The sequence below is a fragment of the Streptomyces lothianensis genome (genome assembly GCF_047779955.1).
In the GTDB taxonomy this organism is placed as follows: domain Bacteria; phylum Actinomycetota; class Actinomycetes; order Streptomycetales; family Streptomycetaceae; genus Streptomyces.
In genome coordinates this window covers 75705-86910 of the sequence record NZ_JBLMKT010000063.1, presented here as the reverse complement: position 1 = coordinate 86910, position 11206 = coordinate 75705, and the positions used below count along the sequence as shown (strand labels likewise).

The 11206-nt window shown below is 72.5% G+C and carries 11 protein-coding genes; 3 read left to right on the top strand and 8 right to left on the bottom strand.

Going from position 1 to position 11206, the window contains the following annotated elements; all coding sequences use genetic code 11:
- Window positions 1–594: 594 nt before the first annotated feature.
- The 5 genes from ACLF6P_RS21800 to ACLF6P_RS21780 form a co-directional block, all read right to left on the bottom strand.
- Window positions 595–855: a Txe/YoeB family addiction module toxin gene (locus tag ACLF6P_RS21800; RefSeq protein WP_415952321.1), complete on the bottom strand. Its 261-nt coding sequence runs from the start codon at window positions 853–855 to the stop codon at window positions 595–597.
- Window positions 852–1103, bottom strand: coding sequence for a type II toxin-antitoxin system Phd/YefM family antitoxin (locus tag ACLF6P_RS21795; RefSeq protein ID WP_415952320.1), 252 nt, complete (start codon window positions 1101–1103; stop codon window positions 852–854). The genes ACLF6P_RS21800 and ACLF6P_RS21795 overlap by 4 nt, the downstream gene beginning before the upstream one ends.
- 88 nt (window positions 1104–1191) lie before the next feature.
- Complete coding sequence (locus ACLF6P_RS21790) at window positions 1192–2733, bottom strand: PTS transporter subunit EIIC (protein ID WP_415952319.1); 1542 nt, start codon at window positions 2731–2733, stop codon at window positions 1192–1194.
- 106 nt (window positions 2734–2839) lie between these two features.
- On the bottom strand, window positions 2840–3892 hold the full coding sequence (murQ, locus tag ACLF6P_RS21785; RefSeq protein ID WP_415952318.1) for an N-acetylmuramic acid 6-phosphate etherase: 1053 nt from the start codon (window positions 3890–3892) through the stop codon (window positions 2840–2842).
- Between the two features lie 35 nt (window positions 3893–3927).
- On the bottom strand, window positions 3928–4851 hold the full coding sequence (locus ACLF6P_RS21780; RefSeq protein WP_415952317.1) for a MurR/RpiR family transcriptional regulator: 924 nt from the start codon (window positions 4849–4851) through the stop codon (window positions 3928–3930).
- A 210-nt stretch (window positions 4852–5061) separates the two neighbouring features.
- On the opposite strand from ACLF6P_RS21780, the gene ACLF6P_RS21775 reads away from it, so the two are divergent.
- The 3 genes from ACLF6P_RS21775 to ACLF6P_RS21765 are packed head-to-tail and all read left to right on the top strand — an operon-like array spanning window position 5062 to window position 7096.
- A complete protein-coding gene (locus tag ACLF6P_RS21775) occupies window positions 5062–6408 on the top strand; it encodes a Cmx/CmrA family chloramphenicol efflux MFS transporter (protein ID WP_415952316.1) in 1347 nt (448 codons plus the stop codon).
- A gap of 44 nt (window positions 6409–6452) precedes the next feature.
- Complete coding sequence (locus tag ACLF6P_RS21770) at window positions 6453–6830, top strand: hypothetical protein (protein ID WP_415952315.1); 378 nt, start codon at window positions 6453–6455, stop codon at window positions 6828–6830.
- The gene (locus tag ACLF6P_RS21765; RefSeq protein ID WP_415952314.1) at window positions 6827–7096 is read left to right on the top strand and encodes a DUF4031 domain-containing protein; all 270 of its coding nucleotides are present in this window, start codon (window positions 6827–6829) and stop codon (window positions 7094–7096) included. Before ACLF6P_RS21770 ends, ACLF6P_RS21765 begins: the two co-directional genes overlap by 4 nt.
- 172 nt (window positions 7097–7268) lie before the next feature.
- On the opposite strand, the gene ACLF6P_RS21760 is transcribed toward ACLF6P_RS21765, so the two are convergent.
- The 3 genes from ACLF6P_RS21760 to ACLF6P_RS21750 form a co-directional block, all read right to left on the bottom strand.
- Window positions 7269–7814: a GNAT family N-acetyltransferase gene (locus ACLF6P_RS21760; protein ID WP_415952313.1), complete on the bottom strand. Its 546-nt coding sequence runs from the start codon at window positions 7812–7814 to the stop codon at window positions 7269–7271.
- A 7-nt stretch (window positions 7815–7821) separates the two neighbouring features.
- Window positions 7822–8517, bottom strand: coding sequence for an HD domain-containing protein (locus tag ACLF6P_RS21755; RefSeq protein WP_415952312.1), 696 nt, complete (start codon window positions 8515–8517; stop codon window positions 7822–7824).
- A gap of 140 nt (window positions 8518–8657) precedes the next feature.
- Entirely contained in the window at window positions 8658–11078 is a 2421-nt protein-coding gene (locus tag ACLF6P_RS21750) for a heavy metal translocating P-type ATPase (RefSeq protein WP_415952311.1), read from the bottom strand.
- Window positions 11079–11206: the final 128 nt, after the last annotated feature.

The following is an 11206-nucleotide window of genomic DNA, read 5'->3' as shown; positions in this document are numbered from 1 at the left end:
CTTCCCCGGACCCGGATCCGTCGCCTTCCCCCGATCCGGATCCGTCGCCTTCCCCCGATCCGGACCCGGATCCGTCGCCTTCCCCGGACCCGGATCCGTCGCCTTCCCCCGATCCGGATCCGTCGCCTTCCCCGGACCCGGACCCGTGGCCTTCCCCGGACCCGGACCCGACTCCTTCCCCCGACCCGGATCCGTCACCTTCCCCGGACCCGGACCCGACTCCTTCCCCCGACCCGGACCCGACTCCCTCCCCGGACCCCGACCCGGACCCCACCCCCACAGACGGTGGTCAACTCCCCGACACCGGTGCCGGTATGTCGACGGACGAACTGGTGCTGGTCGGCTCGCTCGCGACCGCCCTTGTCGCTGCCGGTGGCACGCTGCTCGTCGTATCGGCGCGGCGGCGTCGGCGCGGCTCCGAGCAGCCGAGGTAGCCGGCGACGGAGCGAGGCACCTGACCGCAACCCCGCGACAGCACCGAAGACCAGCGACGGCGCGGGCACGCGGCGGGACGGAGCGAGATGCTCCGTCCCGCCGCGGGCGCTTCCCGCGCCGAAGCAAGCCGCGACGCGGCAGCGGCGGCCCATGAGCGACTCAGCGTTCGTAGTGGTAGCGGCAGGCCGCGATGCGGATCTCGTCCTCGGCGATCTTGTAGATGAGGCGGTGCTCGTCGGTGATACGGCGGGACCAGTAGCCCTGGAAGCCGTGCCGGAGCGGCTCAGGCTTGCCGATGCCCTCGTGGCCGGTACGGGCGATGTCCTGGAGCAGTGTGTTGATCCGCTTGAGGACCTTGCGGTCCTCGGTCTGCCAGCGGACGTAGTCGGCCCAGGCCTTCTCTTGCCAGACGAGTTTCAATCGAGCAGCTCCCGCTCGACGCCCCGGCCGTTCTCCAGGTCCTCGATCGCCTGCAGGATCCGCCGCGCGTTCTCCGGGCTCCGGAGCAGGTACGCCGTCTCCTTCAGGGACTCGTACTCGTCGAGGGCGACGATCACGACCGGCTCCCGGCCCGCGCGCGTCACTATCACTTCTTCGCGGTCGTCCACTACGGCGTTGAGCGTCTCGGCGTACTTCGCCCGCGACTCCGTGTAGGTCATGGTGCGCATCAGGGCCTCCCTCGTCGCGGTACGCGTACAGATTCCTGTACGTACGGAAAACTGTACTGCCTGGGAGTCCGGCACCGCAAGGAGACCGTCAGACCTTGGTCGGTTCCGGAGCCGAGGTGGCGGATGCGGGCGTCGAGGGCGTGGCCGCAGCCTCCTGCGGGGCGTTCAGGTCGAGGAGCATCTGCTTGCTGAAGCCGAAGAAGTACGTGGCGAAGAAGCCCACCAGGTAGCCGGTCAGCAGGCCGCCCGCGTAGATCGCGACGGTCGTGCCGAGGCCGCGGTTGCCGTCGAGGAGCGGGAAGAGGGCCCAGCCCGAGGGGCCGATGGCGGTGGAGCCGAGCTTGTCGCCGAGCATCGTGAACGCGCCGACGAACGCTCCGCCCGCCGCGCCGCCCACGCAGGCGGTGATGAAGGGGCGGCCCAGCGGGAGCGAGACGCCGTAGATGAGGGGTTCGCCGACGCCGAGGAAGCCCGCGGGGAGCGCCGACCTGACGGTCGTGCGGATCGAGGTGTTGTGGCGCAGGCGCCGGTAGACGGCGATCGCGCAGCCGACCTGGCCCGCGCCCGCCATCGCCAGGATGGGGAGCAGAACGGTGAAGCCCTGCTGTTCGATGAGGGTGGTGTGGATGGGGATCAGGGCCTGGTGCAGGCCCAGCATCACGAGGGGGAGGAAGAGGCCGCCGAGGACGAGGCCCGCGAAGGCGCCCGTGTTGTCGAGGAGCCAGTTGGCCGCTGTTCCGATGGCGGTGGAGACCTCGCCGGCCAGGAACATCAGGCCGAAGACCGTGATCAGGCCGGAGAGGAGGACGGTGAGGGTGGGGGTGACCAGGACGTCCACGGCCTCGGGTACCCGTCCCCAAGCTCTCGACTTCGCTCGACCAGGGAAGACCCCAGTGCGGCACCACTTCTCGATGTACGTGGCGAGCGCCGCCGCGCCCAGCGCGCCGAGCACCCCGCCCTGGCCGGGGGAGAGCTGCCGGCCGAAGGCCTCGATGTTCGCGACACCCGGGTAGACGATGATCGCCGCGACCGCCCCGCCCAGGATCGGCGTACCGCCGAACTCCTTCGCCGTGTTGAAGCCGACGAAGACCGCGATCAGCGCCATGAAGCCGGAGGCGATGGCGCCGAGCGCCGGGGTGACGGCGGGCAGCAACTCCAGGTTGATCAGCAGGCCGTTGAGGCCCGCGATGATGCCGCAGCCGATGAGGGCCGGGATCAGTGGGACGAAGATGTTCGCGATGCGGCGCAGGAAGAGCTTGAGCGGTGTGGCGTTCTTCTCCTTCCGGGCCGCCTTCATCGCCGTGCCCTGGGAGGCGAGTTCGTCCGCGGTGACGGCCGCGTGCGGTTCCGTGGTTGGGTGCGCCGCGTGCTCCTCGGCGATCAGTGCCTCGAACTCCGGTGTGACCCGGGCGACCGTGCCCGGGCCGAGGACGATCTGGTACGTGTCGTCCTCGACGACGCCCAGCACGGCCGGTACGGCCTTGAGCGCCTTGTCCTGGACGAGGGAACGGTCGCGCAGACCCAGCCGGAGCCGGGTCATGCAGTGGGCGACCGAGGTGATGTTGTCCGCGCCGCCGACCAGGGGCAGGATCGCGGCGGCGGTGGCGCGGTTCTTGTCTTCGGTGCTCATGTGCGGTGGCGGTGCCTTGCTGTGGGGGCTTGCTGTGCAGGGGTCTTGCTGTGCCGGGGGTCTTGCTGTGCGGGGGTGTCTTGCTGGGGGTGGCGGCTCGCCCGGGTCAGTCGGCCGCCGACTGAAGGGCCTCGCGGAGGTGGCCCCGCGCATCCGTCAGGAGGCGGTTCGCGGTGGTGGCGTCGAGGTCCGCGAGGATCATGAGGATGGCGGTCTTCACCTCACCGTCCGCTCCGGTCAGCGCCGCCTCGACGGCCGCGTCGGAGGCGTCGGTGGCCAGCGCGACGATGCGCCGGGAGCGGGCCCGCAGCTTCTCGTTGGAGGCGCGGACGTCGACCATCAGGTTCCCGTAGGTCTTGCCGAGCCGGATCATCGTGATGGTGGAGAGCATGTTGAGCACGAGCTTCTGGGCCGTGCCCGCCTTGAGCCGGGTGGAGCCGGTGAGCAGCTCGGGGCCGACGACGACCTCGATGCCGTGCTCGGCGGCGGCGCCGAGCCCCGAGCCGGCGTTGCAGGACAGGCCGATGGTCAGCGCGCCGAGCCCGCGGGCGTGTTCGACGGCGCCGATGGCGTACGGGGTGCGGCCGGAGGCCGAGATGCCGACCACCGTGTCGTCGGCGGTGAGGTGCAGGGCGTCGAGGTCCTCGCGGGCCAGCTTCCTGGAGTCCTCCGCGCCCTCGACGGCCGAGACCATGGCGGTGGGGCCGCCCGCGATGAGGCCGACGACCTCGGAGGGGTCGGTGTTGAAGGTGGGCGGGCATTCGGAAGCGTCGAGCACGCCGAGCCGCCCCGCGGTGCCCGCGCCCGCGTAGATCAGCCGCCCGCCGCGGGCCATCCGCTCGGCGGCGGCGTCGATCGCGGCGGCGATCTGCGGCAGCCGCTCGGCGACGGCGGCGGGGACGGTGGCGTCCTCGCGGTTCATGGTGGCCGCGATCTCTCGCGTGGAGAGGCGGTCGATCTCGGCGAGTTCGGGGCGGAACGCCTCGGTGGTCAGCAGCGCGAGTTCGGCGCGCAGCTCGCCGTACGCGGAGTTCGGCGCGGAGCCGGCCGCGGAGTTTTCGGAGTCGGCGGCCGCGGAGCCCTCTGCGGCATCGGCTGCGGGGCCGTCGGTGGTTTCGGCTGAGGGGCCGTCGGTGGTTTCGGGCGGGGTGGAGGTCATGGCGGGGTGCTCTTCCATGTGCGTACGGCTCGGGTTCAGCGGGTCGTCGTCCGGGGGCTGTGGCGGTGGGCGAGCGCCTCGTAGGAGGCGGCGAGCGCGGGCGCCGCCGTCTCGTACGTACGCTGCGCGACACCGACGAAAAGGCAGTCCACGACGAGGAGTTGGGATGTGCGCGAGGACATCGCGGCCGGTCGCAGCTCGCTCTCGCGCGCCGTGGACGTGGTGAGCACGTGGTCCGCGTACTGCGTGACGGGGCTGTCCGGGCGGCCGGTGACGGCGACGGTGGTGGCGCCGTGCTCGAAGGCGACGCGCAGCGGCTCGATGATGTCGCCGGTGGAGCCGGAGTGGGTGATGGCGATCGCCACATCTCCGGAGCGCAGGGTCACCGCGTTGGTGACGGCCAGGTGCGGGTCGGAGTGGGCGTGCGCGATGTGCCCGATGCGGAGCAGCTTCTGCGCGAGGTCCTGGGCGACCAGACCGGAGGCGGCCACCCCGTACAGCTCGACGCGGCGGGCGGCCGCGAGGGCGGAGACCGCGGCGCCGAGCTGCGTCATGTCGAGGGCGGCGGCAGTGTCGGCGAGGGTCTGCTGCTCGTCGTGGGCGAGCTTGGCGACGACGTCTGCCAGCGGGTCGTCGACGGCTATGTCCGCGGTGACGGCCGGGGCGCGCCCGGACTGCTGGTGTGCGGCGAGGCCCGCGAGCGCGAGGCGCAGATCGCGGTAGCCGGGGTAGCCGAGCAGGCGGGCGGTGCGCACGACGGTCGCCTCGCTGGTGCCGGTGCGTTCGGCGAGGCCGGTGACGGTGAGCGCCGCGCAGCCGGCCGGGTCACCGGCGACCGCCTCGGCGACGCGCTGCATGGAGCGCGTCATGGACGGGGCGAGCGTGCGGACCTTGGCCGCGAGGGCGGCCGGGGCCGGGGCGGTGTCGCCGGTGAAAATTTCCTTCAGGTCATTGCTCACGCCTGAAAGATATTTTCTGCACCTTGGCGGGTCAAGAGGTCCCGCGGGCCGGGTTCCGGCCCGGGTTCCCGTGCGGGTCCCGGCCCGGATTCCGGTGCGGGTTCCGGCCCGGATTCCGGTACGGACCCCGGCCCGGGTTCCGGTACGGGAATGCAAGGCCCCGCCCGGTTGTTGGCACCCGATATGCCCGCACCCGCCCGTAGCTCCCGCATGCCCATAGCCGTCTACACCCTGGGTGTGGCCGTTTTCGCCCTCGGAACCAGCGAGTTCATGCTCTCCGGCCTGCTCCCGGAGATCGCCCGCGATATGGACGTCACCATCCCGCAGGCCGGACTCCTGATCTCCGCCTTCGCGATCGGGATGGTCGTGGGCGCGCCGCTGCTCGCCGTGGCGACGCTGCGGCTGCCGCGCCGCACCACCCTCATCACCCTGATCTCGGTCTTCGGCCTCGGCCAGATCGCGGGCGCAATCGCCCCCTCGTACGAGATCCTCTTCGCCTCGCGCGTCATCAGCGCCCTCGCCTGTGCGGGCTTCTGGGCGGTCGGTGCGGCGGTCGCGATCGCGATGGTGGATCTCGGGCAGCGGGCGCGGGCGATGGCCGTGATGATCGGCGGACTCTCCGTCGCGAACGTGCTGGGCGTGCCCGCGGGCGCCTTCCTCGGCGAGCACCTCGGCTGGCGGTCGGCGTTCTGGGCGGTCGCCCTCTCCTCCGCGATCGCGCTCGTGGGCGTCGTCCTCCTGATCCCCCGCATTCCGCTGCCGGAGCGCAAGCCGCGGCTGCGGCGCGAGCTGGCGATCTACCGCGACCGCGCCGTCTGGCTGCAGATCGCGCTGATCGCGCTCGCCGCGGGCGGCGTCTTCTGCGCGTTCAGCTATCTCGCCCCGCTGCTCACCGACGTCGCCGGGCTCGACTCGGGCTGGGTGCCGTGGGTGCTCGGGCTCTTCGGGGTGGGCGCGCTCATCGGTACGGCCGTCGGCGGGCGGATCGCGGACGCTCGGCTGTTCGGCGTGACGTTCAGCGGGATCGCCGCGTCGACGGTCTTCCTCGGCGCGTTCGCGCTGCTCGCGGGCAGTGCGGCGGCGGCCGTGGTGCTGGCCTTCCTGCTCGGCTTCTCCGCCTTCTACACGGCCCCGGCGCTCAACGCCCGCATGTTCAACGTGGCCGGAGCGGCCCCGACCCTCGCGGGCGCCACCACCACCGCTGCCTTCAACCTCGGCAACACCGGCGGCCCCTGGCTCGGCGGCGCGGTCATCGACGCGGGCTTCGGCTTCCGCTCGCCCGCGTGGGCCGGGGCGGCGATGACGGTGGCGGCGCTGGGGGTGGCGTACGCGGCACTGCGGGTGCAGCGGGCGGGCGGGGGCGGTGCAGGGATGACTGCGAGTGCGAGTGCGAGTGCGAGTGCGGGTACGGGTACGGGGTCCCGGCGGGTGGCCGGGAACGTAACCGCTGACGTGACCGGAGGCGTAACCGCTGACGTGTCCGGAGGCGTAATCGCGGACGTGACCGGAAGCACGGCCGCCGGGCCAGGGAAGACGGTCGAGCCGTCCCGCCCGTAGATCCCCCTGCCGGGCCACCCCCTTACGGGCGCACAATGGACGATATGGACGACGCTGAACACCCGCCCCACCTGGAACAGGCCCTCCACGCGGCCCGCGCTCTCGTGCTCGCCGATCTCGTGGCCGGTGATGTGGCGGAGGCCGACGTCGTCTCGCTCGTCGAGGAGTCGGTGACGCACCGGCGCTGGTGGGTGCGGCAGTGGCCGGAGGGCGCGGAGTTCCTGGCCGGGCTCGTCGCCCAGGACGTCCAGGACGCGCTCCTCGAGCGCTACGGCCGCTGGCCCCTGTGCCCGGTCTGCGGCTCGGGCGATCCGCACGCCCTGGAGGTGGAGCCCGAGTTGGGCGCCGATCCGCACTGGGTCTGCGCGAAGGCGGCGGTGATGGTGGCCGCCGTGGGCTCGCTCGGATCGGTGGCCCGGTGACGGTGTACATCGATCCGCCCACCTGGCCCGGCCACGGGCGGCTCTGGTCCCACCTGATCAGCGACACCTCGTACGAGGAACTCCACGCCTTCGCGAACGCCATCGGCTGCCCGCCCCGCGCCTTCGAACGCGACCACTACGACATCCCGGCCGCGCGCTACGCGGACGCGGTGGCGGCGGGCGCGGTCGAGGTCTCCTCCCGTGAGGTGGTCCGGCTGCTCACGGCGGCGGGGCTGCGGCGGCGGAAGCGGCGGCGGGCCGGGTGACGTGGGCGGGAGCGGTGGGTGTCGGCGGGAGCGGTGGTGTCGGCGGAGGCGTGGTGCGGCATGTCGGCGTGCGGCGCGTGGGCGTGCGGCGGAATCGGCGGATGCTCTGTGTCATCGACCCGGGCGGGCACTGACCGCAGGGGCAGGGCACGGTGCCCGGCGGCCCCCTGCGCTACCGCACGCCGTCACCGGCGATGGTGTACGGGATCCACTCCGGGTCCGTGCGCGGCATGCGCGTGAAACCCACGCGTTCCAAGGCCCGTTGGGACCCGATGTTCGCCGGGTCCGTGCGGGCGATGACCGTGGGGACCGTCTGCAGGGCCCAGACGGTCAGGACGCGCAGGGACTGGGTCGCGTAGCCGTTGCGGCGGGCCGCGGCGACCACGTCGTAGCCGATCTCGGCGCGGCCGTCCGCGGGCGGGCCGTGGAAGCCGATCGCGCCGACCGCGAGGCCGTCCGACCGCCTGACCATGACATACGTTCCCCAGCCCGGGGCGTACGTGCCGTCTGCGGCGGCCTTGGCCACGTGGCTCGCACCGATCCGGGTGCCCTCCTCGGGGCCGCCCTCGATCCAGGTGAATCCGCCCGTGCCGCCCGCGCCGAGGTCGAGGGCTGCCGCGGGCGAGAGGGCGACCAGGGTGAGGTCGGGGGTGCCGAGCGCGACGGGGGGCGAGTGCGGCGCTGATGTGGGGCTTGGGCTGTTCCGTGGCTCGGTCACCGCGCGATTATGCGAGGCCGTCGGTCAGGTCCGCGAGTTCTTTGGCGAGGTTGGCGCGGGCCGCCGTCTCCCAGTGCCCGGCGCCGTGCGGGGTGTGGAAGAGGCGGGGGAGGGCCAGGAGTTGCTCCAGGATCGCCGCGCGGCCGCCGCGGAAGGCCTCGTCGGGGACGAAGGCGTACTCCTCGCGTACGGCGGCGGTGTACACGGCGTATGCGGCGGGGGAGGAGGCGAGGATCGCCAGGTCCGCGTCGCAGAGGGCCTGTCCGTTGCGGTCGTCCTCGGCCGGTGCGTGGGTGGTGGTCAGGCGGACCAGCCGGGCCACCTCGGCCACGGCGGAGGGCTCCAACCCGGCTTCCGCGAGGGCCCGTTCGGCCAGGCGGGCCGAGCGTTCCTCGTTCTCCGAGCGCTCGGGGAGGTAGACGGCATCGTGGAACCAGGCTGCCAGGCGCACGAGTTCGGGGTCCGTCGCGTGGTCGGCGAGTACGTCGACGTGGGAGAGGACCGCGGTGAGGTGGTCGAGCGTGTGGTAGCGGCGCTGGGGTTCGGCCCAGCGGGCCAGGAGGTTCTCCGCGTACGGGAGGGGGTCGGGGCCGTCCGCCCCGCCTCGTACCGCGTGCAGGGTGTCGGACCAGCGGGTGCGCAGCGCGTCGAGGGCGGCGGATGAGGTGGTGGACGCCGGGGAAACGTCGTGAGGCTCGGCCATATGGCAACCGTACTTGCCGTATGACCGAGCCTCACCGGGTCGTGGACTCACGGGCCGTGGACTCACGGGCCGTGACCTCACAGGGCGGTGAGCTCAAGGGCCGTGAGCTCAGAGGGCCGTGACCTCACCGGACCCGTGGCTCACGCCGCCTTGAACCTCCGCAGGCGCAGCGAGTTCCCGACCACGAAGACGGACGAGAACGCCATCGCCGCGCCCGCGATCATCGGGTTGAGCAGTCCGGCCGCCGCGAGCGGCAACGCGGCCACGTTGTAGGCGAAGGCCCAGAACAGGTTCGCACGGATCGTGCCGAGCGTCCGCCGCGAGAGCCGGATCGCGTCGGCGGCCACCCGCAGGTCACCGCGGACGAGGGTGAGGTCGCCGGCCTCGATGGCGGCGTCCGTGCCGGTGCCCATCGCGAGGCCGAGGTCGGCCTGGGCGAGCGCGGCCGCGTCGTTGACGCCGTCGCCGACCATGGCCACCGAGCGGCCTTCGGCCTGCAGCTTCCTGACCACGTCCACCTTGTCCTCGGGCAGCACCTCCGCGATCACGTCCCCGTCCGCGATCCCGACCTCGGCCGCCACCGACCGCGCCACGGCCTTGTTGTCGCCGGTCAGGAGGATGGGCGTGAGGCCCAGCTCGCGCAGGCGGCCGACGGCCTCCGCGCTGGTGTCCTTGACCGCGTCCGCGACCTCCAGGACCCCGCGCGCCTCGCCGTCCCAGGCCACCGCGATGGCCGTACGGCCCGCGGCCTCGGCGGCCGAGAGCGCCCGCTCCAGCTCGACCGGCAGGTGGATCTCCCTTCCCCAAGCTCTCGACTTCGCTCGAGCAGGGGAGGCCCCATTCGCGAGCAGCTGCTTACGGCCCACCAGGACCGCGTGGCCCTCGACGATGCCCTGGACGCCGAGCCCGGGGACGTTCGCGAAGTCCTCGGGGACGGGCAGCGAGCCCGTCTCCTTGCGTGCGCCCGCCGCGACGGCCTGCGCGATCGGGTGTTCGGAGGAGTTCTCCAGGGCGCCGGCGATACGGAGCAGTTCCTCGGCGGTGACACCGGGCGCCGGGTGCGTGGCGAGCAGCGTCATCCTGCCGGTCGTCACCGTCCCGGTCTTGTCCAGCACGATCGTGTCGACCTTGCGGGTGGACTCAAGGACCTCCGGGCCCTTGATCAGGATGCCGAGCTGGGCGCCGCGTCCCGTACCGACCATGAGCGCGGTCGGAGTCGCGAGCCCCAGGGCGCAGGGGCAGGCGATGATCAGGACGGCGACGGCCGCGGTGAAGGCGGCGGTCGCACCGGCGCCCGTGGCCAGCCAGAGCGCGAGCGTGCCGAGGGCGAGCACGATCACGACGGGGACGAAGACCGCGGAGATACGGTCGGCCAGGCGCTGCGCCGCGGCCTTGCCGTTCTGCGCGTCCTGCACGAGGCGCGCCATCCGGGCCAGCTGGGTGTCCGCGCCGACCCGGGTGGCCTCGACGACGAGACGGCCGCCCGCGTTCAGTGTCGCGCCGGTCACCGAGTCGCCGACACCGACCTCCACCGGCACCGACTCGCCGGTGAGCATCGAGGCGTCCACGGCCGAGGAACCCTCGACCACGGTGCCGTCCGTGGCGATCTTCTCGCCGGGCCGGACCAGGAAACGGTCGCCGGTCCGCAGCTCGGCGATCGGGACACGGACCTCGGTGTCGCCCTCCCGCAGCACCGTCACGTCCTTCGCGCCCAGTTCGAGCAGCGCCCTCAGCGCGGCGCCCGCCTTGCGCTTGGAGCGGGCCTCGAAGTAGCGGCCGGCCAGGACGAAGGCCGTCACGCCCGCGGCGGCCTCCAGGTAGATGTTCCCGGCGCCGTCACTGCGTGCGATGGTCAACTCGAACGGGTGGGTCATCCCCGGCATCCCGGCCGTTCCGAAGAACAGCGCCCACAGCGACCACAGGAACGCCGCCGAGGTGCCGACCGAGATCAGCGTGTCCATGGTTGCCGCGCCGTGCTTCGCGTTGGTCCAGGCCGCCTTGTGGAAGGGCCAGCCGGCGTACGTGACGACGGGGGCGGCGAGGGTCAGGGACAGCCACTGCCAGTACTCGAACTGCAGTGGCGGGATCATCGCCATGGCGATCACCGGGACGGCGAGGACGACGGCGGTGGTGAGGCGCAGGCGCAGGGACCGGAGCTCGTCAGGGACGGCGGCCGCTCGCTGTCGGCCGGTGGTGCGAGTGTCGGCGGAGGAGCCGGTGCCGGTGCCGGTGCCTGTGCGGGCATCGGAGTTGGCGTCGGCGTCGGCTCCTTCTTCGGCTTCCGGGGTGGCGGCGCTCGGGGGCTCGGGCTCCCGGGCCGTGTACCCGGTGGCCTCGACCTTGGCGATGAGGTCCCGTACGGCGATGTCCGCGCGGAAGTGGACCTTGGCCTTCTCGGTCGCGTAGTTGACCGTGGCCTCGACGCCGTCCATCCGGTTGAGCTTCTTCTCGATCCGGGCGGCGCAGGAGGCGCAGGTCATGCCGCCGATCGCCAGCTCGACCTCGGAAGCAGGCTTACCGGCCCGGGGCGCTGCGGGGCCGGTGTCGATCTCGGTGGTCATGGCTGCGGACTCCCCACTTCATCGCTGTTACCCCTGGGGGGTATCGTGCGTTGCATGTTCAGGTATACCCCCCACCCGTATGGAATGGCAAGTGATTCGCTGAAGCGCGGCGGGGCGCGTGTGCCGAT

What these genes read in the sequence shown, in the direction of transcription:
- ACLF6P_RS21795 (WP_415952320.1), bottom strand. Translation starts at nt 1,103, where the DNA reads ATGCGCACCATGACCTACACGGAGTCGCGGGCGAAGTACGCCGAGACG.
- ACLF6P_RS21790 (WP_415952319.1), bottom strand. Translation starts at nt 2,733, where the DNA reads ATGAGCACCGAAGACAAGAACCGCGCCACCGCCGCCGCGATCCTGCCC.
- murQ (WP_415952318.1), bottom strand. Translation starts at nt 3,892, where the DNA reads ATGACCTCCACCCCGCCCGAAACCACCGACGGCCCCTCAGCCGAAACC.
- ACLF6P_RS21775 (WP_415952316.1), top strand. Translation starts at nt 5,062, where the DNA reads ATGCCCATAGCCGTCTACACCCTGGGTGTGGCCGTTTTCGCCCTCGGA.
- ACLF6P_RS21770 (WP_415952315.1), top strand. Translation starts at nt 6,453, where the DNA reads ATGGACGACGCTGAACACCCGCCCCACCTGGAACAGGCCCTCCACGCG.
- ACLF6P_RS21755 (WP_415952312.1), bottom strand. Translation starts at nt 8,517, where the DNA reads ATGGCCGAGCCTCACGACGTTTCCCCGGCGTCCACCACCTCATCCGCC.
- ACLF6P_RS21750 (WP_415952311.1), bottom strand. Translation starts at nt 11,078, where the DNA reads ATGACCACCGAGATCGACACCGGCCCCGCAGCGCCCCGGGCCGGTAAG.